Source organism: Candidatus Dormiibacterota bacterium (assembly GCA_036495095.1).
In the GTDB taxonomy this organism is placed as follows: Bacteria; Chloroflexota; Dormibacteria; order Aeolococcales; family Aeolococcaceae; genus CF-96.
Window position 1 is genome coordinate 29,021 of sequence record DASXNK010000058.1, and the last position, 19,845, is coordinate 48,865.

19 protein-coding genes are annotated in these 19,845 nt (G+C 74.6%); 7 read left to right on the plus strand and 12 right to left on the minus strand.

Features of this window, described 5'->3' with window-relative positions:
* The first annotated feature begins 65 nt into the window (after positions 1–65).
* Entirely contained in the window at positions 66–866 is an 801-nt protein-coding gene (locus VGL20_06140; GenBank protein ID HEY2703252.1) for a response regulator transcription factor, read from the plus strand.
* On the opposite strand, the gene VGL20_06145 is transcribed toward VGL20_06140, so the two are convergent.
* Both VGL20_06145 and VGL20_06150 read right to left on the minus strand, forming a co-directional pair.
* On the minus strand, positions 844–1,992 hold the full coding sequence (locus VGL20_06145; protein ID HEY2703253.1) for a HAMP domain-containing sensor histidine kinase: 1,149 nt from the start codon (positions 1,990–1,992) through the stop codon (positions 844–846). The genes VGL20_06140 and VGL20_06145 overlap by 23 nt on opposite strands.
* An 11-nt stretch (positions 1,993–2,003) precedes the next feature.
* Positions 2,004–4,145, minus strand: coding sequence for an APC family permease (locus VGL20_06150; protein HEY2703254.1), 2,142 nt, complete (start codon positions 4,143–4,145; stop codon positions 2,004–2,006).
* 102 nt (positions 4,146–4,247) lie between these two features.
* Here VGL20_06150 and VGL20_06155 point away from each other — a divergent pair, with 102 nt between their 5' ends.
* Positions 4,248–5,852, plus strand: coding sequence for a universal stress protein (locus VGL20_06155; GenBank protein HEY2703255.1), 1,605 nt, complete (start codon positions 4,248–4,250; stop codon positions 5,850–5,852).
* A 24-nt stretch (positions 5,853–5,876) separates the two neighbouring features.
* Here VGL20_06155 and VGL20_06160 read toward each other — a convergent pair whose 3' ends face one another.
* Positions 5,877–7,160 carry a HAMP domain-containing sensor histidine kinase gene (locus VGL20_06160; GenBank protein ID HEY2703256.1) on the minus strand — a complete coding sequence of 428 codons (1,284 nt, stop codon included), beginning with the start codon at positions 7,158–7,160 and terminating at the stop codon, positions 5,877–5,879.
* The gene (locus tag VGL20_06165) at positions 7,157–7,840 is read right to left on the minus strand and encodes a response regulator transcription factor (GenBank protein HEY2703257.1); all 684 of its coding nucleotides are present in this window, start codon (positions 7,838–7,840) and stop codon (positions 7,157–7,159) included. Before VGL20_06165 ends, VGL20_06160 begins: the two co-directional genes overlap by 4 nt.
* 91 nt (positions 7,841–7,931) lie before the next feature.
* On the opposite strand from VGL20_06165, the gene VGL20_06170 reads away from it, so the two are divergent.
* The 5 genes from VGL20_06170 to VGL20_06190 are packed head-to-tail and all read left to right on the plus strand — an operon-like array spanning position 7,932 to position 13,526.
* Complete coding sequence (locus tag VGL20_06170) at positions 7,932–8,603, plus strand: hypothetical protein (GenBank protein ID HEY2703258.1); 672 nt, start codon at positions 7,932–7,934, stop codon at positions 8,601–8,603.
* Positions 8,600–9,265: an ATP-binding cassette domain-containing protein gene (locus VGL20_06175; protein HEY2703259.1), complete on the plus strand. Its 666-nt coding sequence runs from the start codon at positions 8,600–8,602 to the stop codon at positions 9,263–9,265. The genes VGL20_06170 and VGL20_06175 overlap by 4 nt, the downstream gene beginning before the upstream one ends.
* Positions 9,262–9,942 carry an ABC transporter ATP-binding protein gene (locus VGL20_06180; GenBank protein HEY2703260.1) on the plus strand — a complete coding sequence of 227 codons (681 nt, stop codon included), beginning with the start codon at positions 9,262–9,264 and terminating at the stop codon, positions 9,940–9,942. Before VGL20_06175 ends, VGL20_06180 begins: the two co-directional genes overlap by 4 nt.
* Entirely contained in the window at positions 9,942–12,602 is a 2,661-nt protein-coding gene (locus tag VGL20_06185) for an FtsX-like permease family protein (protein HEY2703261.1), read from the plus strand. Before VGL20_06180 ends, VGL20_06185 begins: the two co-directional genes overlap by 1 nt.
* A gap of 33 nt (positions 12,603–12,635) precedes the next feature.
* Positions 12,636–13,526 carry a DedA family protein gene (locus VGL20_06190; GenBank protein HEY2703262.1) on the plus strand — a complete coding sequence of 297 codons (891 nt, stop codon included), beginning with the start codon at positions 12,636–12,638 and terminating at the stop codon, positions 13,524–13,526.
* Positions 13,527–13,533: 7 nt separating this feature from the next.
* Here the strand turns inward: VGL20_06190 and VGL20_06195 are convergent, their stop codons facing one another.
* From VGL20_06195 to VGL20_06230, 8 genes are all read right to left on the minus strand, one after another.
* Positions 13,534–14,451 (minus strand): alpha/beta hydrolase, encoded by a 918-nt coding sequence (locus VGL20_06195; protein HEY2703263.1) that lies wholly within the window; start codon positions 14,449–14,451, stop codon positions 13,534–13,536.
* Between the two features lie 17 nt (positions 14,452–14,468).
* Positions 14,469–14,762 carry a hypothetical protein gene (locus VGL20_06200; GenBank protein ID HEY2703264.1) on the minus strand — a complete coding sequence of 98 codons (294 nt, stop codon included), beginning with the start codon at positions 14,760–14,762 and terminating at the stop codon, positions 14,469–14,471.
* Between the two features lie 38 nt (positions 14,763–14,800).
* Positions 14,801–16,045 carry a methane monooxygenase/ammonia monooxygenase subunit B gene (locus VGL20_06205; protein ID HEY2703265.1) on the minus strand — a complete coding sequence of 415 codons (1,245 nt, stop codon included), beginning with the start codon at positions 16,043–16,045 and terminating at the stop codon, positions 14,801–14,803.
* A 16-nt stretch (positions 16,046–16,061) separates the two neighbouring features.
* Positions 16,062–16,835 carry a methane monooxygenase/ammonia monooxygenase subunit A gene (locus tag VGL20_06210; protein ID HEY2703266.1) on the minus strand — a complete coding sequence of 258 codons (774 nt, stop codon included), beginning with the start codon at positions 16,833–16,835 and terminating at the stop codon, positions 16,062–16,064.
* Between the two features lie 3 nt (positions 16,836–16,838).
* The gene (locus VGL20_06215) at positions 16,839–17,729 is read right to left on the minus strand and encodes a methane monooxygenase/ammonia monooxygenase subunit C (GenBank protein ID HEY2703267.1); all 891 of its coding nucleotides are present in this window, start codon (positions 17,727–17,729) and stop codon (positions 16,839–16,841) included.
* A gap of 64 nt (positions 17,730–17,793) precedes the next feature.
* Positions 17,794–18,882 (minus strand): NAD(P)-dependent alcohol dehydrogenase, encoded by a 1,089-nt coding sequence (locus tag VGL20_06220; protein HEY2703268.1) that lies wholly within the window; start codon positions 18,880–18,882, stop codon positions 17,794–17,796.
* The gene (locus tag VGL20_06225; GenBank protein ID HEY2703269.1) at positions 18,879–19,577 is read right to left on the minus strand and encodes an iron-sulfur cluster assembly protein; all 699 of its coding nucleotides are present in this window, start codon (positions 19,575–19,577) and stop codon (positions 18,879–18,881) included. The genes VGL20_06220 and VGL20_06225 overlap by 4 nt, the downstream gene beginning before the upstream one ends.
* A gap of 10 nt (positions 19,578–19,587) precedes the next feature.
* On the minus strand, positions 19,588–19,845 hold a 258-nt coding region (locus tag VGL20_06230; GenBank protein HEY2703270.1), incomplete at its 5' end, for an amidohydrolase family protein.

Sequence of the window (19,845 nt, forward strand, 5' to 3'; positions counted from 1 at the left end):
CGTCCCCTCCCTTCCCCGCGGCATCAACCCGCGACCTCTGATATGACGGACGAGCGGGCGGAACCGTGCGCGATCTGGCGTTCGTCGCGATCGCCGCCCCGGCGGCGTCCGACAATGCGGCCATGGACACCGCGCCCGCCGTGGAGCCGCTGCGCATCCTCGTGGTCGAGGACGACCGCGCCCTCCGCGGCATGCTCGTCTCCGCCGCCGAGGGGGCCGGCTACGCCGTGGTCGCCGTCGGCGACGGCCTCGCCGCCGGCCGCGAGCTGCGCACCCGCCTCTTCGACGCGGTGCTGCTCGACATCGGCCTCCCCCTGGTCGACGGCTGGCACATCCTCACCGATCTGGAGGGCCGCGGCATCCCGCCGGTGATCGTCATCAGCGCCCGCGGCGAGGAGCGCGACAAGGTGCGCGCCCTCGACCTCGGCGCCGACGACTACCTGGCCAAGCCGTTCGGGTCCGAGGAGCTGCTGGCGCGGCTGCGCGCCGTGCTCCGGCGCGCCCGCCCGCCCGCGGAGCCGTCGCGGCTCGTCCACGCCGGCGACGTCACCGTCGACCTCGGAGCACGCACCGTCGTCCGCGCCGGCGCCGAGGTGCGCCTCACGCCCACCGAGCGGGCGCTGATCGTGGAGCTGGCGCGCCACGCCGGCCGCGTCGTCGACCACCGCAGCCTGCTGCGCCGGGTCTGGGGGCCTGAGTACGCGGGCGAGCGGAACTACCTGCGCACCTTCGTCCAGCGGCTGCGCCTCAAGCTCGAGGCCGACCCCGCCGAGCCGCGGCTCATCGTCACCGTCGACCGCGAGGGCTACCGCTTCGGAACGCCCGCGCCGCTCCCGCCCCGGACTACCCCGGCACCGGGAGGCTGAAGGCGAACCGGGCCCCGCCACCGGGTGCGTCCTCGAACCAGACCCGGCCCCCCTGCGCCTCCACCAGGCCCCGGACGATGGCCAGCCCCAACCCGGTGCCGGGGGCGGCGCCGTCGCCGCGGACGAAGCGGTCGAAGATGCGCTCGCGGTGCTCGGCCGGCACCCCCGGGCCGTGGTCGGCGACGCCGATCACCACCGCGCCGCCGCCGGCGCCGACGTCGACGGTCAGCGGCGTCCCCGGCGGCGCCAGGCGGTCGGCGTTGCCGAGGAGGTTGTCGAGGATCTGCGCCAGCCGGTCCCAGTCGGCGAGGACCCGCACCCCGGCGGCGCCCTCCCCGTCCCAGGCGACCGGCCGCCCCGGGCTGTGCCGGTGGAGGCGGTCGACCGCCGCCTGCACCGCCTCGGCGGCGTCGGTGGGCTCGCGCTGGAGGTCGAGCGCGCCCCCCTCGATCCGCGCCATGTCGAGCATGTCGCCGACCAGCCGGCCCAGCCGCCGTGCCTCGGCGGCGATGGAGGCGAGCTCGTCGCGCGCCGGCGCCAGGTCGGCGCGGCCGAGCAGCGCGGTGCTGCCGGTGAGGATGCTGGCCAGCGGGGTGCGCAGCTCGTGGGACACGTTGGCGAGCAGGTCCTGCCGGGCGCGGTCGGTCTCCTCGAGGATGTGCACCTGGCGCTGGGTGCGCTCCAGCTCCAGCGCCACCCGCGCCGCCTCCTCCTGGTCGCGGTTGCGCCGCACCAGCTCCGCGTTGGCGAGGCTGAGCTCCCCGGCCAGCGCCACCGCGCGCCGCTGCGCCCGGCGCCGGCGCGAGACCAGGCCGCCGACCAGGAGGGCGGTCCCGGCGAGCATGGTGAGGTTGACGAGGTCGAACTCGTCGAACAGGGTCAGGGTGCGGACCGGCGGGACGAAGTAGTAGTCCGCGAGCAGGAAGCCGGCCCCCGCGGCGAGCAGCGCCGGCCAGAGCCCTCCGAGCACGCCGATGACCGCGACGTACGCGAGGTAGACGAACACGTACTCGCGGGGGCGGCTGGAGATCGACAGCAGCGGGCCGGTGAGCGCCACCGGTCCGCCGACCGCGGCGGCGATCGCGAGCACCGCCCGGACCGCGCGGCGCCGCCCCGAGCCCGGCATCACCCTCCTCCTCAGAGCGCCTCGTCCTCGTGGTGGGTGCGGTGGCGCACCGGCTCGAGCGGGCGGAGGTGGTAGGGGACGTTGACGGTCACGATCCCGGGGCGGAAGAGCAGCGCCGCCTTGAGGCGCAGCGCGCTCTGGTTGTGCAGCACCTGGTGCCACCAGCGGGTCGCCACCAGCTCGGGGAGCACCACCACCACGGTGGCGTCGTGACGCTGCCGCTGGATGGCGGCGACGTAGGTGAGCAGCGGGCGCACCAGCGAGCGGTAGGGGGAGTCGATGATCTCCAAGGGCACCCGGTTGCCCCAGGCCTGCCAGCGCGCCCGGAGGTCGGCGATCTCCTGGAGGTTGTCGCTGACGTGCACGGCGATGACCGAGTCGGAGATGCCCCGGGCCAGCGCCAGGCTCTGCAGCGCCACCGAGTTCAGGCCGGCGATCGGCACCACGCACACGATGTGCACGTCGCCCGGCGCCATCGGCGTCTCCGTCTTGATGTACGAGCCCACCTCGCGGTAGTGGCGGTTGACGGCGCGGCAGGTGAGCACCAGCAGGGGCACGATGACGACGATGATCCACGCCCCGCGGGTGAGGTTCGAGGCGCCGGTCACCAGCAGCACGGTGGCGCAGGTGACGGTGCCGAGGATGTTCAGCGGCAGCCCCCGATGCCAGCCCGGCTCGCGCCGCCGCAGCCAGCGCGCCACCATCCCCGCCTGGGACATGGTGAAGGCGGTGAAGACCCCGACCGCGTAGAGCGGGATCAGCCGCGACACGTCGCCGTGGAAGCCCACCAGCAGCAGCACCGCCAGCGCCGCCAGGAGGACGATGCCGTTGCTGTACGCGAGCCGGTCGCCGAGGCGGGCGAACTGGTGGGGCGCGAAGTCGTCCCGGGCCATGAAGAAGAGCAGCCGGGGGAAGTCCGAGAAGGCGGTGTTGCCGGCGAGCACGAGGATGCCGGTGGTGGTCACGGCGATGTAGAGGTAGGCGGCGCCGGAGCCGAAGGCGGAGTGGGCGAGCTGGGAGATGACGGTCTGGTAGCCGGCCCTGGCGGGGTCCTCGGGCACCACCCCGAGCACGTGGGTGCAGAGGGTGATGCCGAGGAACATCAGCCCGAGCAGCACCCCCATGGTGGTCAGGGTGGTGCGCGCGTTCACCCACTCCGGCGGCTTGAACGCGGGCACCCCGTCGCTGATCGCCTCCACCCCGGTGAGCGCGGTCGCCCCCGAGGCGAAGGCGCGCAGCACCAGGAACAGGCCCAGGCTCTGGGTGGCGTGCTCGATGTGCGGCGGCGCCCCGTGGAGCGAGCCGGTGGCGAGGCGCACGCCCATCGTCACCACCATCACCAGCATCCCGGCGATGAACAGGTAGGTGGGGGCGGCGAAGAGGCTCCCCGACTCGCGGATGCCGCGCAGGTTGCCGACCAGCAGCACCAGGGTGAAGCCGACGCAGAGCTGCACCCGGAACGCCTCCAGGCCGGGGGCGGCGCTGATGATGGCGTCGACGCCGCTGGCCACCGAGACCGCCACCGTCAGCGTGTACGAGGTCATCAGCGCGCATCCCGCCACCAGGCCCGCGAGATGGCCCAGGTTGTCGCTGGCGACGATGTACGAGCCGCCGCCGTGCGGATACGCCTTGATCGTCTGCCGGTAGCTGAGCACCACCACCGCGAGCAGCGCCAGGGTGGCGCCCATGATCGGCAGCAGGGCGCCGTAGGCGACCGCGCCCGCGGTCACCAGGACCACCAGGATCTGCTCGGTCGCGTAGGCCACCGAGGAGAGCGCGTCGGAGGAGAGCACGGCAAGCGCCTTCACCCGGGTGAGGCGCTCGTGCACCGCCTGCGAGGAGGCGAGCGGCGCCCCGATCAGGGCATGGCGGACCCGGTGCATCACGTGGGCGAGGCCGGTGGGGGGCGCGCTCGCCTCGGCGGTGGCCTGGAGCACCCCGGGCGCCACCGGCTGGAACCCCTGCCGCCGGGGACGCACCCCACGCACGTACCTGTCGCCGGGGAGGGTGCCGCGGCGCTCGTGGCCGCGCAGGTCGGGGTCGACCGAGTCGGCGGCGGGGAAGTCGCTCCAGGCACGTCCCGCCTCGCGGAGGGCGTGCGCCTCCGCCGCGTCGAGGCGAGCCTCGGGGGTGGCGCCGGGTGCCGCATCCACGAACACCAGAGAGTACTCACCGGAGCGTCAACGGAGCATCAACGCCGCCACCGGCACGGCTGTTGATCGTTCGTTGACGGTTCCCCCCGTAGCCTCGCGGGAATGGATGCCCGTCCCCGCCTCGAGGTGCTGCCGCGGGAGCGCCCGCAGCCGCTCCGGCGGCTCTGCGTGATCGCGGGGGTGGACGGCTCGCCACTCTCCGACCGGGTGCTGCGCTGGTGCGCCTCGCTCGCCGCCGTCGCCGATCTCGAGGTGGTTGCGGTGTACGCGCTCGAGGAGCGGAGCTACCCGCCCCACTTCCACCACCGGCTGCCCCGCGCCGCCGACCGCACCCACGCCGGCTGGCGGGACGAGATCCGCGCCCGCATCGACCTGGAGTGGTGCGCGCCGCTGCACCTTCCCGGGGTGCGCCGCCGCATCGTGGTCGGCGACGGCCGCCCCTGGGAGGTGCTGGCCCGGGCGGCGCGGCGCCACGACGCCGACCTCGCGGTGGTGGGCTGCCGCCCCCGGGGCACGCTGGTCGAGGCGCTCCGTCCGGGGGTGTCGCGCCGGCTCCCGCGGCGGTCGCCCTGCCCCGTCGTGGTGGTGCCCGAGGCCCCCGCCGGGCTCGAGGACACCGGCCCCGTCGCGCCGCCGCTGGAGCGGATCCTGGTCGGCTCCGACGGGGGGGCCGCCGCCGCCGCCGCGCTGGGCTGGGCCGCCGGCCTGGCCGCCGACCTCGACGCCGAGATGGTGGTGGCGCGGGTGATCGCCGCCGGCGACGCCCCTCCCCAGCCGGCGGCGGGCACGGCCCGGCGGCCGCGGGTCGTCGACGACGTCACCGCCACCCTCGAGCAGGAGTTTGCCGCCCTCGGCTCCGGGGTACGACCTCGTCGCCGGACCGCGGTGCTGGTGGGCGACGCCCCGGCGATGCTCCTGGCCCTCGCCGAGTCCGAGACCGCCGGCCTGGTGGTGCTCGGCGTCGAGGAGGGCCGCCGGCCCTCGTGGCTGCGAGCCGGGGCGGTGGTGTCCCGGCTGACGCGCAGCGCTCCCTGCCCCGTGGCGCTGGTGGCCTCCGGCGCCGCATCCACCGAGAACGGATCCTCACGGAGAACAGACGACATGAGCACCGAGACCCAGCGCCCCCGCGGCGTCCGCTTCGCCGCGGGCACGGTGGTGAGCCCGGGCGAGTACCGCAACTGCGACACCGGCACGGTGCGGTACTTCGACGGCCACACCCCGCTCCCCGGCGGCGTGAACTCCGCCTCCTGGCAGCAGGTGAGCGACCACCACCATCCCTCGGCCGCCGCCCGTCCCTCCCGCGGCACGATGCCGGAGACCGCCGCCCACCCGGTGCGGTTCGCCGCCGGCGCGATGGTGAGCCCGGGCGAGTACCGCAACTGCGACACCGGGGCGGTGCGCTACTTCGACGGCACCACCCCGCTCCCCGGAAGCGCCAACTCGGCCTCCTGGCAGCAGGTGTCCGACCACCAGCACCCCTCGAGCGCGGGGCACCAGCCCGAGCAGCGGCACTCGATGCCCGACACCGCGTCGCGGCCGGTGCGCTTCCCCGCCGGCACCATGGTCAGTCCCGGCGAGTACCGCAACTGCGAGACCGGCGCGGTGCGCTACTTCGACGGCAGCACCCCGCTTCCCGGGGGCAGCAACGCGTCCTCCTGGCAGCAGGTCTCGGACCACCACCACCCCGGGGCGCCGGCGCGCTCCTGAGCGGCTGAGCGCGCGACCCGCCGGTCACGGCGGGTCGCGCCGCGCCAGCACCAGGCGGAACACCGGCCCGGGTCCGGCGCGCTGCAGCAGCAGCCGGCCGCCCTCGGCCTCGGCGAGGGAGCGCGCCAGCGCCAGCCCGATCCCCCTGCCCCCGCCGCCGGAGGCGCGGCGGGCGAACACGAGGGCGGGGTCGAGCACCCCGTCGCCCTCGTCGCCGACGTCGACGTGGACGCCCCCGGGGAGCTCGCCGGCCACCACCCGCACCGCCCCGGCGCCGTGGACGGCGGCGTTGTCGAGGAGCACGTCGAGGATCTGGCGCATCGCCGAGGCCGAGGCCGGCACCGGCGGCAGCGCGGACGGGAGCTCGAGCCGCAGCGGCCGGTGAACGGCGGCGAGCGCCGCCCGCCAGCGGCCCTCCTGCTCGGCGCAGAGGGCGGCGAGGTCGAGAGGCCGGCGGTCGCCGGGGGCGTCGCGGGCGAGCTCGAGGAGCTCCTCGACGGTGCCCTGCAGCCGGTCGATCTCCTCGAGGGCCGCGGCCACCGCGGGGGCCAGCCCGTCACCGGCGAGGAGGCCGCCCTCGAGACGCAGCCGGAGCGCGGTGAGCGGGGTGCGCAGCTGGTGGGAGGCGTCGGCGCTGAAGGCGCGCTCGCGTTCGAGGACCACGGCGAGGCGGGCCGCGGTGGCGTTCAGCGACCCCGCCACGGTGTCGATCTCGGCCACCCCGCTGGGCGGCACCTGCACCGAGAAGTCGCCGCCGCCGAGCCGTACCGCCGCGGCGCCGAGGGCGTCGAGGGGACGGCTGAGCCGGCGCGCCTGGAGGACGGCGACCGCGGCGGCGAGGCCGACCGCCGCCAGCCCCAGCCCGCCGAGGATCAGCCAGGCGCGGTGGACCCTGCCGTCGACGGTCGCCTGGGCGAGCGCCGAGCGCACCGCCCCGACCACCTGCTCCTGCGACCCCACCGGCACCGCGGCCACCACCTCCGCCCCCACCGAGGCGGCGCCGACATGGCCGCCCAGGGCCATCCGGGTGACCGGGTCGGCGGCGGCGGGCCCGGGTCCGGAGAGCCGGTGGCCATCGGCGGCGTAGAGGGAGAGCCGGGCGCCGTCCTCCGGGCTGGGCAGCTCGGCGGGGTCGGCGGCGGTGAGCGGGGCGGGGACCAGGGTGGCCGCCTGGGTGGCATCGTCGACCAGCCGGCGCACCGCCTCGTCGCGGTAGACGCTGGCCACGGCGAGGCCCAGCGGCACCGAGAGCACCACCACCGCGAGCGCGGTCACGCCGACGATGGCGCGGAGGATGCGCCCTCTCATCCGGCGTCGAGGCGGTATCCGACCCCGCGCAGGGTGGTGATCCGCGCGGTGGTCTCGCCGGCGGCGGCGAGCTTCCTGCGGAGCGCGACGATGTGCATGTCGAGGGTCTTGGTCGACCCGTACCAGTGCTCGTCCCAGACCAGCTCGATGATCCGCTCGCGGGTGACCGCCCGCCCGCACTCGGCCACCAGCAGGGAGAGGAGGTCGAACTCCTTGGGGCTGAGGGCCAGCTCGCCGCCGGTCGCCGTCGCCCGCCGCGCCTCGACGTCGAGCTCGATGCCGCCGGCGCGCAGCGGCCCCTGGTCGCGGCGGGCGCCGAGGCGTCGCTCCTGGGCGCGGAGCCGGGCGAGCAGCTCGGCGAGCCGGAAGGGCTTGGTGACGTAGTCGTCGGCGCCGGCGTCGAGCCCGACGACCACGTCGACCTCGGCGTCCCGGGCGGTGACCACGATGATCGCGACCCCCGGATGGGCGCCGCGCAGCCGGCGGCAGACCTCGACCCCGTCGAGGTCGGGCAGCCCGAGGTCGAGGAGCACCACCTCGGGCGCCTCCTCGTCGGCGGCCGCGAGCCCGTCGCGGCCGCCCCGGCTCCAGCGCACCGCGTGGCCCTGGCCCTCGAGCACGCCGGCCAGGCTCCTGCCGATGCCCTCGTCGTCCTCGATGAGGAGGATCCGCGTGCCCATGTGGCGGCGAGCCTACTCCACCTCCGCCCCACCGCCCGCTGACCCGGTCTTGACCGTCCCCTGACCTGGCCCCACGTAGGCTGGCGCGGTGATGACCCCCCGCCGCCTCGCACTCCTCACCGCGCTCACCGCGCTCACCGCGCTCACCGGGCTCACCGGGCTGCTCGCCGCCGGCTGCGGCTCGGCCACCGCCCCGTCCGCCTCGACCGCCGCGGGATCGCCCGCGCCGGTCACCTCGGCGAGCCCCGGCGCCGCCGCCTCCACCTCGGCGGCGCCGAGCCCGGCGCTCGAGGTCAACCCCGCCGGCGACATCCCCGACAACCAGGCGTACGTCGCCTACAGCCTCCCCTCCGGCGCCTTCAGCGTCCGCGTCCCCGAGGGCTGGGCCCAGGCGGGCGGCGGCGGTGCGGTGACCTTCACCGACCACTACAACAGCATCCGCCTGGAGACCGTCCCCGCGGCGGCGGCGCCCACCGTCGACTCGGCGCGGCAGAACGAGCTCCCCGCCATCCGCCAGCAGGCCTCGGGGGTGAGCAACGAGGCGGTGAGCACCGTGACCCGCACCGCCGGGACCGCGGTGCTGATCACCTACCAGGCGACCTCGGCCCCCAACCCGGTCACCGGCAAGGTGGCGCGGCTGGCGGTCGAGCGCTACGAGTTCTGGCGGAACGGCTCGGAGGCCGTCCTCACCCTCTCGGCCCCGGTGGGATCCGACAACGTCGACCCCTGGAAGACGGTCACCAACGGCTTCCGCTGGTCGTGAGCGAGCCCGCCCTCGACGCCCGCAGCCTCTACCGCTTCTTCCACGCCGGCGACGACGAGACCCTCGCCCTGCAGGGCGTGTCGCTGCGGGTCGAGGCCGGCGAGATCGTGGCGGTGGTCGGGCCCTCCGGGTCCGGCAAGTCGACCCTGCTCGCCTGCCTGGCGGGGATGGACGACCCCGACGGCGGCACCGTCCACGTCGGCGGCGAGCGGCTCTCCCGCCGCCCCGAGCGGGAGCGGCGGGCGCTGCGCGGCCGTCACATCGGCATGCTCTTCCAGAGCGGCAACCTCCTCGACCACCTCACCGTGACCGAGAACGTCGACCTCGCCCAGCGCCTCGCCGGGCGCCGCGACCCGCGCCGGGCCGCCGCCGTGCTCGAGGAGCTCGGCCTCACCGCCCGCGCCGGCGCCCTCCCCGGCCGGCTGAGCGGCGGCGAGCTCTGCCGCGCCGGGATCGCGGTCGCGGTCGCCAACGATCCCACCGTGCTGCTCGCCGACGAGCCCACCGGCGAGGTCGACTCGGTGACCGGCCAGCGGGTGCTCGACCTGCTCGAGGACCGCGCCCGCCGCGGCGTCGCGGTGGTGGTGGTCACCCACAGCGAGGTGGTGGCGGCGGCCGCGGACCGGGTGGTCGCCCTCGCCGACGGCCGGGTGGTCGGGTGAGCGCGCCCGGGGTGGGCGCCGAGGTCGTGGCGCGCTGCGAGGCCGCCGGCCGCTGCTACGGCTCCGGCGCCGGCGCCGTGGTGGCGCTGCAGCGGGCCTCGTGCGCCGTGCGCGCCGGCGAGCGGATCGTCGTCACCGGGCCCTCCGGCTCGGGGAAGTCGACCCTGCTCCACCTCCTCGCCGGCCTGGAGACCCCCTCCGAAGGGGTCGTCGACTGGCCTGCCATCGGGCCGCGGGACCGGCTCCGGCCGCTCGCCGTCGCCACCATCCTCCAGGGTCCCAGCCTGCTGCCGCCGCTCGACGTGCTCGAGAACGTGGCCCTGCCGCTGATGCTCGGCGGCATGGCCGAGGCCCGGGCGCTCGCCGCCGCCGCCGCCGCGCTCGAGGCCCTGGGGCTCGGGTCGCTCTCCGGCCGCCTCCCCGAGGAGATCTCCGGCGGCCAGGCGCAGCGGGTGGCGGTTGCCAGGGTGCTCGCCGGCTCCCCCCGGCTGGTGCTCGCCGACGAGCCCACCGGCCAGCTCGACGGCGCCACCGGGACCCAGATGCTCGACGTGCTCGACGAGGCGGTCGCCCGCCTCGGGGCGGCGCTCGTGCTCACCACCCACGACCGCCGCGTCGCCGCCCGCTTCGACACCGCCTGGACGATGGCCGACGGCCGCCTGACCGGGGCGGCGTGATGCTCGGCGTGCTCTGGATGCGCGGGCTGCTCGCCCGCCGCCGCGGCCGGCTCCTCGCCACCGCCACGGGCATCGCCATGGCGGTGGCCCTGCTCGCCTCGATCGGCGCATTCCTCAGCAGCTCGTCGGCGACGATGACCCGGCGCACCGCCGCCAACGTCCCCGTCGACTGGCAGGTCGAGACCCAGCCCGGCGCCGACCCCGCCGCGGTGCTCGCCGCGGTGCGGGCCACCCCGACGGTGACGGTCGCGCTGCCGGTGGGGATGGCGACCACGACCGGCCTCACCGCCGAGACCGGCGGCACCACCCAGACCACCGGCGCCGGGGTCGCGGTGGGCCTCCCGGACGGCTACGCGGCCCGGTTCGGCGGCGAGATCCGCCCGCTGGTGGGCGCGGCGACCGGGGTGCTGGTCGCCCAGCAGACCGCCGCCAACCTCCACGTCCGCCCCGGTGACACCGTGAGCGTCGGGCGCGCCGGCTCGCCCGCGGCCACCCTGACCGTGGACGGAGTGGTCGACCTGCCCCACGCCGACAGCCTGTTCCAGAAGGTGGGCGCGGCCCGCGGCTCGCAGCCGAGCGCACCGCCGGACAACGTCCTGCTGGTGCCGCTGGCCACCTGGCACCAGCTCTTCGACCCGGTCGCCGCCGCCCGGCCCGAGCAGGTGCGCCAGCAGGTGCACGTCCACCTCGACCGCGCCCTCCCCGCCGCCCCCGGCGACGCCTTCGACCGGGTCACCGGCCTGGCCCGCAACCTCGAGAGCCGGCTGACCGGCGCCGGCCTGGTCGGCGACAACCTCGGCGCCGCCCTCGACGCCGCCCGCGGCGACGCCGCCTACGCCACCGTGCTCTTCCTCTTCCTCGGCCTCCCCGGGGCGGTGCTCGCCGGCCTGCTCACCGCGGTGGTGGCCGGCACCGGCGCCGACCGCCGCCGCCGCGACCAGGCGCTGCTCCGCGCCCGCGGCGCCGGCACCCGCACCCTGGTCGCGCTGGCGCTGCTCGAGGCGCTGGCGGCGGGCGCGGTGGGGGGGGCCGCCGGGCTGCTGCTCGCCGCGCTCACCGGCCGGCTGGCCTTCGGCGGCGCCGGGTTCGGCGGCGACGCCGCCACCGCGCTGTGGGACGCGCTCGCGGTGGGCGCCGGCCTGCTCATCGCCGCCCTGGTGGTCGCGGTCCCGGCGATGCGCGACGCCCGCCGCCTCAGCGTCGCCGGCGCCCGCCGGGTCGAGGGCCGCCGCGACCGCCCGATCTGGCCGCCCGCGGCCGCCGGCGTGGTCCTGCTCGGAATCGCGGTGGCGACGTACCTGGTCACCAGCCGGCAGGGCTACACCCTGGTGCTCGCGCCCGAGGGGGTGCCGAGCATCTCCGTCGACCACCTCGCCCTCGCCGGGCCCGCCAGCCTCTGGCTGGCCACCGCGCTGATCACCTGGAGCCTCGCCGAGCTGCTGCTGCGCCGCGGCCGCGGCCTCCTCACCCGGGCGGTGCGGCCGCTCGCCGGCCCGCTCGCCTCCAGCGTGTCCGCATCGCTGAGCCGGCAGCGCCGCCTGCTCGCGCCCGGGCTGGTGCTGGTCGGCCTGACCGCCGCCTTCGCCGCCTCCACCTCGGTCTTCAACGCCACCTATGCCCAGCAGGCCGAGGTCGACGCCCGGCTCACCAACGGCGCCGACGTCACCGTCACCGAGCCCCCGGGCGCACCCGCCGCGAACGGCACGGAGGCCCGCCTCGCCGCCCTCGCCGGGGTGCGGGCGGTCGAGCCCCTGGTGCACCGCTTCGCCTACGTGGGCGCCGACCTCCAGGACATCTTCGGGGTCCGCCCGGGGACGATCACCGCCGCCGCCAGCCTCCAGGACGCCTACTTCATGGGTGCCACCGCCGCCCAGCTGATGGGGCGGCTCGCCGCCCAGCAGGACGCCATCCTGGTCAGCGCCGAGACCGTGAAGGACTTCCAGCTCCAGCCCGGCGACCACCTCACCCTGCGCCTCCAGGACCGGCGCAGCCAGGCGCTCGTCCCGGTCACGTTCCGGTATGCCGGGATCGCCTCCGAGTTCCCCACCGCCCCGCGGGACAGCTTCCTCGTCGCCAACGCCTCGTACATCGGGGCGATGACCGGCGACCCGTCGGCCTCCACCTACCTGGTCGACACCACCGGCACCCCGCCCGCCGGGGTGGCGGCGGCGGCCCGCGGGGTGCTCGGGGTGGGACCGGTGGTCACCGACATCACCACCACCCGCCGGGTGGTCGGCTCCAGCCTCACCGCCGTCGACCTCGACGGCCTCACCCGAGTCGAGCTCGCCTTCGCGCTGATCTTCGGCGCCGCCTCGACCGGGCTGCTGCTCGCCCTCGGGGTGATCGAGCGGCGGCGCACCTTCGCCCTCGCCGCCGCGCTGGGGGCGAGGCCCCGGCAGCTCGCCGCCTTCCTCTGGGCGGAGGCGGGCATCGTCGTGGCCGGCGGTCTCGCCGCCGGCGCGCTCGCCGGGTGGGCGCTCTCGCGGATGCTCGTGGCGGTGCTCTCCGGGGTGTTCGACCCGCCGCCGGCGGCGCTGCGCGTCCCCGGGCTCTACCTGGGGTCGGCGACCGCGGTGGCGGTGCTCGCCGTGGCCGCGGTGGTGCTGGTGTTCAGCCGCCGGCTGACCCGGCTCACCGGGGCGATGCTCCGCGAGCTCTGAGCCACCCCGGTGCGGCCGCCGTAGGCTTGCCAGGTGAGCCTGCTCAACGCCGTCCACGGCTGGTCCGCGCTGATCGTGCTGTGCAGCCTCATCTTCGTGGAGGAGGCGGGGGTGCCCCTGCCGATGGCCCCCGGCGACCTGCTGCTGGTCGGCGCCGGGGTGCTGATCTCCACCGGCGGCCTCGACCCGGTCACCTTCCTCCCCCTCGCCTTCCTCGCGTCGCTGAGCGGGGCGATGGTCGCCTACACCTGGACCCGCGCCCTCGGCGCCCGGGCGCTCTCGTCGCTCGCCGAGCGGCTGGGCGCCGGCCGGCACCTCGAGCGGGCCGCCGAACGGCTGCGCAACGCCGGCCCCTGGACGATCCTGGTCGCCCGCCTCATCCCCGGCCTGCGGATCAACACCAACCTCATGGCGGGTGCGCTCCAGGTGCCGCGGCGCACCTTCCTCGCCGGCCTGATCCCGTCGATCCTCATCTGGGAGGTGGTGTTCGTCGGCCTCGGCGCCGCCGTCGGCACGCCCGTCGAGCACTACCTCGGCCGCCTCGAGCACCTGATGCTGCGCGGCGCCGTGTTCATCCTCATCGGCCTCGCCGGCTACCTGGCGGTGCGCCACATCCCCATCCCCGACGCCCCCGGCGAGGAGGCGCCGCCGCCGCGCCGCTTCCACGCGCTCCGGCTCGTGCTCGCCGTGGTCGTCGACCTGTCGGCGATCGCGCTCATCGTCAACGGGCTCGACAGCATCGTCGACGGGGTCCTCGGCGCCGGCAGGCAGGTCAACGAGTCGGTCCTGCTCAGCGTCCAGGTGGCGGTCTCGGTGGCCGTCTACCTCGCCCTCTCCCGCACCCTGAGCCGCACCACCCTCGGCGAGGCGCTCTTCCGGGTCACCTACCGGGCGCGGCGGAGCCCGCGGCTTCGCGCCGGGTAGCCGGCGATTAGAGCAGCGAGCGCACCGCGTCCACCAGCGCCCCGGGCGCCTCGAGGGGGATGAAGTGGCCCACCCCCGGCAGCACCCGCAGCCGGTGGGCGCCGAGGGTGCGGTCCAGCCCCTCCGCCCAGTCGGGGGGGAAGAGCGGGTCGGCCTCGCCCCAGAGCACCTCGGTGGGGTGCGGCAGCGGCGGCGGGGCGGGTGCGGGCTCGGCGGCGGCGTGGCGTGCCGTCTCCAGGGTTCCGGCGCCCGACCGGTACCAGTTCAGGCTGGCGTCGAGCGCGCCCGGCACCGCGTAGACGTCGACGATGGCGGCGAGCTCGGCCTCGCGCACCGCCTCCTGGCGTCCGGTCCAGTGCCGGTAGAAGTGGCGGAGATAGGTCTCCACCGAGGTGCGGTCGCGGCCGGCGAGCTCGACCGCGAGGGGGAGGCGGTGGAAGTCCTGGTACCAGAACTCCCGCTGGTGGACGGGCAGCAGCGCGCGGGCGCCCGAGCCGGGGTGCAGCGGGGCGCCGAGCACGAGGCCGCGGACCCGCCCGGGGGCGAGCCGGGCCACCGTCTGGGCGACCGCGGAGCCGACGTCATAGCCGGCGAGGACGGCGCGCTCGAGGTCGAGCGCGTCCATGAGGTCGAGCACCACCCGGGCCTGGGCCTCGCGGCCGTAGCCGGTCGCGGCGGGCAGGTCGGGGGCGTCGGAGGCGCCGAAGCCGCGCAGGTCGGGAGCGACCACGTCGACCTCGGCGCCGAGTGTGGGAATGACGCGCCGGTTGTCGTACCAGAACCCCGGCCACCCGTGGAGGAGCACCACCGGGGCACCGCCGCCGCTGCGGACGTAGTGCACCCGGTGGCCCTGCCGGTCGGTGCAGAGCCCGTGACCCCAGGCCGGGTCACTCGGGGGCAGGTCGAGAAATGCGTCGTGGGCCATGCGGGGTGGCTGCGGGTCTAGTCGGGCTCCTCGGGCGGAGTCCCGGTGGAGGCGGCGGCCTGGCTCTCAGGGGGCCCGGAGGAGGCCGCCGCCCGGGAGGGTTTGGTGCTGCCGTTGGTGTTCGCCCGGGTCTCGTCGCCGCGGATGGGGTGGTGCTGGTACCGCTCACCCTGGGTGCGCACGATCGGCCCGATGACGAGCACGGCGCCGGCGCCGAAGACGATGGCGAAGGGCCCGATGAGCGCGAGGATCTCCCAGATGCTCTGCGCCATGCTGTGCGCGAGGACGGCTCGCGCCAGGACCTCCTGCATCACGTTCTCCGGCGATCCGGCGGCCGTGTCATGTCAGCTCACGTGGACGTCGGGTTGAGCGACGTGTTGATGGTGTCGAAGTTGCGGTTGCCCTCCGTGTCGGTGAGCTCCACCACGCCGGCGACGACGTACTGCGCCTGGCCCAGCGGGAGCAGCTCCTGTTGCTTGAGCACCGATCCGGGGATGCTGAGGGTGACCTTCGCGGTCTGGCCGGGGTCGATGGCGGCCTCGGGGTTCACCTTCATCTGGTACTCGTAGTCGCCGTGCGGCAGCCCGGCGAGCGGGTTGAGGAAGGTGAGGTTGCCGGTCCTGAAGGCGCGCACCGTGAGCGGGGTCTTGGCGGTGTTGGTCACCGTGGTGACGATGTCGAGGGTGTCGGTGGCCGGGTTGTAGATGGCGTCGGTGGCCTGCGCGACGGCGAGCTGCGCCTCCACCGGCGGGGCCGGCGGCTTCACCCACTGCACCTGCAGCGGGATGTTCCCCGAGTAGTGGCTCGAGGCCCAGACGAAGCCCACCCCCACCAGCACCACCGTCGCGCCGGTGATGTAGGCCATGTGGCGGTGGTCGCGACGGGTGATGATGCCCACCGCGGGGCCGCCGTCCTGGTTGAGCGGCAGCTCGTTGGCGACCCGCAGCCGGGTGATGGTGCGCTTGATGCCGCCCGGCACCGTCCAGTACAGCATCCACCACATCCCCAGCACCAGCGTGACCGCCGAGAAGCCGAGCACCAGCCAGGTGCCGTAGCCCTCGACGTCGATGTTCTTGCCGTTCAGCAGGGTGATCGGGAAGCTGAACCCGGACGGGCTCGAGCTGATGTTGACGTACTGGCCGGGGCCGATGAGGGTGCCCGACTCCTTGACCGCGAGCGCCGGGTGGACGTGCCAGTTCCCCGGGTCACGGGCGCGGAGGGTCATCGAGAAGTTGTAGACGCTGCCCTTGCTGCAGAAGAAGGACTGCGGCGACTCCATGCCGTTGATCTTGCGGTCGACGAGCACGAACCGCGCCCCCGGCTCGACCACCGTGAGGTAGCAGACCTCGGGGTTGCCGTTGCTCATGTTCGACGGCCAGGTCTCCAGCAGCTTGGTGGTGCCGCTGATGACCATGTTGTCGTTCTGGGTGAGGTCGGACTTCGAGAACTTGACGTCCCACCAGCCGACCGCCTCCATGCGGACGAACCCCTCCTGGGCGATCTCGCCGTGGGCGGACACCGAGGTGGTGCGCAGCCCGGTCATCGCCGCCGCTCCGAGGAGGGCGACGAGGGCAATGAGGATGAACCGTCTCATCGCTGCTCTCCCCTCCTCAGTACTGCTTGAGGTATTTGAAGATCGGCCACACCGCCAGCCGTCTCCCCAGGAACTGCCCCACCCAGTAGCCGAAGACACAGAGGGTGGTGCCGAACGCGAGCGACACGTACTGGGTCTCCTGCAGGAAGGTGCGCAGCGAGCCGTGCTCGATGATGCGGAGGTACTCGGGGGTCTGCGCCCGGATGTAGCCGATGCCCTGGACGTCGGCAACGGTCAGGGTGTGCCCCATGAACCGGGTCGGCTGGAGGTAGGGCAGCTGCATGATGTAGTTGGACATCCAGAAGCCCATCGTCCAGACCGCGGAGCCGATCAGCGAGGTGAGGATGAAGCTCCGCGACTTCAGCAGCACGTAGTCGGTGAGGATGCCCGCGGGGATCCAGGTCGCCGACCAGACGAAGTTGATCGGCATGTTGATGAAGTACTTCCACTGCAGCAGCCGGCCGATCCAGGTGCAGAAGAAGAGACAGACCGCCGTGTAGGTGGCCCCGGTGGGGAACCTCCACGCTCTCCACTGGATGTACTGCAGGGCGGAGGGGATGATGATGGTGGCGAACGGCGTGATCGTCATCCACCACTGACGGTCCTTCCAGTCGGTCCAGAAGTCCCAGTCACCAGCGAAGAGCAGGTGGGTGATGTTGGCGGCGGCGCCGACCACGAAGCCGGCGGTCACCCAGAACATCAGGTCCCACTTGCGGTCGATGAACTTGTACCTGCGCTCGGCGATCTCCCGGAGCCGCAGCGCCTCGAGGTCGATGGTCGCGGTTGCCATTGGTCAGCCCCCGCCGACCGGCGCGCCGCTGGTGGGCACGGCCGCGGGCGCGGTGTCGCGCGCATCGGCCGCCTCCTCGTCCTCGATCTGGTAGAGACGCAGGATCGTCTCCCCCCAGAGGGCGAAGATGCCGCTGGCCAGCCAGCCGTAGAGCACGAACGGCCAGTGGAACCAGACCGCGAAGAACTCCTCGGCGCCGGCGTTGCCCAGGTTCACGCTGTGGCCCCACTCGTTCATCGCCACCTGCGCCACCTCGGTGACGGTCGCGGAGATGAGCAGGAAGAACGACCACGGGAAGCCCTTGTCGGGGCCGTAGACCGCGGGGATCCGGGTGCGCCCGTAGAGGTAGGTGCCGACCGCGAGGGTGACCCCCAGCGGGAAGAACAGGTAGAACATCGGGATGTGCGAGACGGTGAACGCGGTGTCCCGCACCAGGGTCTGGTGGAAGGCGCCGTCCTGGTTGGGCCAGAAGCTGGCCTCGATGTACAGGTTGACGCTGGTGGCGCCGATCAACCCCCAGAAGACGGCGATGCGCCGTACCTCCTCGCGGCGGCTGATGCGCTGGGGTAGGCTCCTCGCGCTCTGGAGGATCCATCGCCACCACAGCACGGTGAAGATGCCGACCCCCAGCAGGAAGGCGACGACCAGCATCCGCCACATCCAGAAGAACTGGGTGGTCGAGGAGTCGAGCCCCCAGGGGAAGACGGCGAACGCCTGATAGATGCGGATGGCGATGGCCAGTCCCAGCAGGATCAGCGGGGAGATGAGGCCCCACTTCCACCCCCCCAGCCAATCGATCGGGCCCCTGCCCGGGATGTCCGGCGGGTCGTAGACGGCGGGGGCGACGCGCTCCGGCGCCCCGTGCAATTCGGGTGTTGCCACTTGCTCGGTCACGTCTCCATCTCCAAGTACCTCTCCTCCGTGAGGCGGTCACCGCCCCCCTGTGCCGTCGCCGTGCTCACGGCATCGCCGTGCTGTACTCGGTGGACCCGGCCGCCGCGGTCGAGGCGGCGCCGTTCGCCGCCGGCAGCACCACGCCGCGGCCGGCGATGCGGCCGTGGTCGAGGTCGTCGATCGCGGTGCCGATGTCATCGAGGGCGTACCGCTGCGTGTGCAGCTTCACCCTGCCCTGCGCCTGGAGGGTCATCAGCTCGGACAGCTCGGTGTGGTTGCCCACCAGGCTGCCGACGATCGCGATCTCCGAGAAGATCACGTCGATGGTCGGCACCTCCACCCGGCCGCCGTAGCCGATCACGATGTTGGTGCCGCCCTGCCGCAGCATCGCCACCGCGTCCCTCTCGGCGCCACGCTCCCCGACGAAGTCGAGGACGACGTGGGCGCCGCCGCCGGTGAGCTCGTGGACCGCCTCCACCGCCTCCGCGCCGACCGCCCCCACCACCTCGTCGGCCCCCAGCTCGCGCGCCAGCGCCTGGGCGGTGGGGGAGGGATCGACGGCGATGACACCGGCGGCGCAGAGGTTCTGGACGCACTGCATGGCGATGTGACCGAGCCCGCCGATGCCGATCACCACCGCCCAGTTGCCGGGGCGCAGCAGCCCGGCCGCCTTCCTCGCCGCCCGGAACGCGGTGATGCCGGCGTCGGCGTAGGGGGCGACGTCGATCGGGTCGATGCCCTCGGCCAGCTTGACGAGAGCGCGGTCGGAGGTGCGCAGGTAGTCGGCGAAGCCGCCCTCGGCGTTGATCCCGGGGAAGCTGCCGCTGGCGCAGTACATGTCCTCGCCCCGGCGGCAGGCCTCGCAGTACCCGCAGGTGACGAGCGGGTGGACGATGACCGCCTCGCCCTCGCGCACGCTGGTGACGGCACTGCCGATCGCCTCCACCCAGCCGGCGTTCTCGTGGCCGAGGGTGTAGGGCAGCTCGACCTCGACCTTGCGCTGCCAGATGCCCTCGATGATGTGGAGGTCGGTCCGGCACAGCCCGGCGCCGCCGATCCGGACGATCACGTCGTGGGGCCCGCTGAGCTCGGGCGCCGCCACCTCGTCGACCTGGAGTGGCTGGTTGTAGGCGTGGAGCCGGGCCGCCCTCATACCGGGGTCTCCTCGTGTCGGGGGTAGCGGGTGGCGTGGAGGCCTCCGCACAGGCTGCCGTTGGCCTCCATGCACACCCGGGTCATGCGGGCACGGGTGAGATACGAGTCGAGCCGCTCCACCGCGATCGGCTGGCCGTTGGGATGGACGGCGACCGGCGCCTCCGCCGCGGTGGAGATGCCGAGCCGCACCCGCCGCTCCAGGTACGCCCCGGTCTCGGGGTCGGCGGTGTCGAGGTCGCCGACCCGCAGCGCGCACACGTCGCCGTCGGAGCGCCCCTCGGCGAGCAGCCGGTGGAGCAGCACCTCCTGGCGGGCGGTGAAGGCCTTGACCCAGAAGAAGCGCCGCAGCGCCTCGAGCCCGGCGCCGTCGGTGTGCTCGGGAAAGGCCTCGTCGAAGGAGCGCCCGGCGTTGACGCTGGCGGTCACCTCGTCGGCGACGAAGTGGTCGACGAGGCGGACGGTGACCGAGCGCACCCCGGGCACCGCGGCGACGGCGTCGCGGGCGTCCGCCGCCATCAGGTAGGCGAAGTTGGCCGCACACCAGAAGGTGGGCAGGCGCAGCTCCACCAGGGCGCGGCCGGCGTCGTCGACGGCCGCCCGGGCGAATCCGAGCTCGACCACCGACCGGTCGAGCTCGGGGTCGGTGACAGAGTCGAGCGCCCCGGTGACGCTCGCCGTCAGGTCGCTGGCCACCCCCGTGTCCTCACACCGCAGCCGGCGCCGCGGCGGCCAGCTGCAGGTCGGCCGGGACCTCGAGGTCGTAGAGCTTGGCGGCGTTGAGGCCGAGGATCTTGCGCTTGCCCTCGATGGTCAGGTCGACCCCCTTCTGCTCCTTGATGTCCTCGGGCATCTGGAAGTCGACGAACTTCTCGACGATCCAGCGCGGGCTCCACAGGGCGTAGTCGGAGGCGAAGGTCAGCCGGTCCTCGCCGACCCACCAGAGCAGCTCGCTCAGCACCTC